The sequence below is a fragment of the Candidatus Regiella insecticola LSR1 genome (genome assembly GCF_000143625.1).
Taxonomy (GTDB): Bacteria; Pseudomonadota; Gammaproteobacteria; order Enterobacterales; family Enterobacteriaceae; genus Regiella; species Regiella insecticola.
In genome coordinates, this window is record NZ_GL379662.1 from 12,691 (window position 1) to 14,829 (window position 2,139).

A 2,139-nucleotide genomic window follows, 5' to 3' on the forward strand; every position below is an offset into this window, starting at 1 on the left:
AAACAGCTGCGGGATTTAATGGAACAGTTAATCTGCAAGCTATGGAAAGAAATTAAAGGGGTCGATCTTGGTACATTTCAGATCCTCAGCTTTGATGACGCCATACGCCGTTTTGGTTCGGATAAACCGGATTTACGTAATCCGCTAGAATTAATTGATATTGCCGATTTGGTTCAGGGCATCGAGTTGCCGATTTTTGCCGATGTGCTCAATCCTAACAGTAATATCACAGGGCGAGTTGTTGCGATATGTGTTACAGAAGGAGCACAAATTGGTCGTAAACAAATTGATGAATACACTGAAACTATCAAACAACGCGGTGTTAATGGCCTGGTTTGTTTAAAGGTCAACGACAGCCAGGCTGGGGTTGCCGGCGTGCAAGGTTCGATTGGTAAATTTCTTAATGCGGATATGTTGCGAAATATTTTACAGCGGACTCAGGCCAACAATGGCGATATGTTATTTTTGGCGGCAGGAAGTTTTAATACGGTCACTGAAGCGATGGGCGCATTGCGCTTGCAGCTGGGTCATGACAGAAAATTAATTCAACCAAATAGTTGGCAGCCGCTATGGCTAGTAGATTTTCCGCTGTTTGAAAAAAATGATCAGGGCGGCTTAAGCGCCATGCATCATCCCTTTACTTCGCCCAAAGAGATGACATCAGCTGAATTGAAGGCTAATCCAACTGCTGCTATCGCGAATGCCTATGATATGGTAATTAATGGTTATGAAGTGGGGGGGGGATCGGTTCGTATTCATTGCAGTGAAATGCAACAACAGGTTTTTTCTTTGCTCGGTATTGAAGAAGCAGAACAACGTGAAAAATTTGGCTTTCTGCTCGATGCGCTAAAATACGGCGCGCCGCCCCACGCCGGTTTGGCCTTTGGTCTTGATCGTTTAGTGATGTTATTGACTGACTGCGATAATATTCGTGATGTGATTGCGTTTCCAAAAACCACTGCTGCCGCTTGTTTAATGACAGAAGCGCCTAGCTTTGCTAATCCTGATGTTTTAGCAGAACTTTCTATCAAGACGGATAATAAAAAAAGTAAAAAAACAGCAGCATTATACCCAATGGATTTCGAGTTACGGCAAGGCAGCCAGGGGGTGAGACCGATGAGCGTAGACATACTACGTGATTCGGCGAGCACCCGCAGACAACAAAGCCGTAACTTGAAAGGCGAAGGGTATAAATCTTAAATATAAAATGATTTTGGGGGATTCTCATGGCCGGTCATAGCAAATGGGCGAATACCAAACACCGTAAGGCAGCCCAAGATGCAAAACGTGGAAAAATTTTCACCAAAATTATTCGTGAGCTCGTGACGGCGGCTAGACTCGGCGGCGGTGATCCGGCGGCTAATCCTCGTTTGCGCGCGGCGATTGATAAAGCATTATCCAATAATATGACCCGCGATACACTGAACCGAGCCATTGCTCGCGGGGTGGGTAATGACGAAGAAAATAATATGGAAACCATCCTTTATGAAGGCTACGCCCCTGGAGGGATAGCGGTGATGGTTGAATGTTTAATTGACAACCGTAATCGTACGGTATCGGAAGTCCGTCATGCTTTCACTAAAACGGGGGGTAATTTGGGTACAGACGGCTCGGTATCTTATCTATTCAGCAAAAAAGGCGTTATTAGTTATGCCCCGGGTCTGGAAGAAGAAAAGATGATGGACTGCGCATTAACCGTGGGTGCTGCTGATATTGAAGTTTATGACGACGGTGCTATTGATGTTTTCACCACCCCGTAAACATTTGGCTTGGTGAAGGACGCCTTAGATGCCGAGGGTTTTATCGCACAACAGGCTGAAGTTGCTTTGATTCCTGCTATCACAGTTAATTTAGATGCAGCAACGGCGCCCAAATTATTACGGTTAATCGATATGCTAGAAGAATCAGACGATGTGCAGGAGGTTTATCACAATGGTGAAATCTCTGATGAAGTGGCCGCTACCTTATAATTAGCTTTCTTGCATAACCTACTGCGTGGCGTGAATGCTGCGTTACGCGGTGCTCACAATCCTCATATAGCCAAATCATTTTAACTTGATTTAAGTTGTTGTCGTCGCTTGTCGTACTATTTTGTACTGTCTGCGTTCCTCCGCCTTGAATCAAATTAAACTGATTCGG

At 44.9% G+C, this 2,139-nt stretch carries 1 protein-coding gene and 2 pseudogenes; 2 read left to right on the forward strand and 1 reads right to left on the reverse strand.

Annotated features, from left to right (window positions below):
• Together aspS and REG_RS09020 are read left to right on the forward strand one after the other, a co-directional pair.
• Positions 1-1,065: pseudogene (gene aspS / locus REG_RS14860) on the forward strand (aspartate--tRNA ligase); the annotation flags it as partial.
• A gap of 161 nt (positions 1,066-1,226) precedes the next feature.
• Positions 1,227-1,970 (forward strand): annotated as a pseudogene (locus tag REG_RS09020) (YebC/PmpR family DNA-binding transcriptional regulator).
• Here REG_RS09020 and REG_RS13820 read toward each other — a convergent pair.
• A partial coding sequence (locus REG_RS13820) for a hypothetical protein (RefSeq protein WP_218015683.1) occupies positions 1,960-2,139 on the reverse strand: 180 nt, incomplete at its 5' end. The pseudogene REG_RS09020 and the gene REG_RS13820 overlap by 11 nt on opposite strands.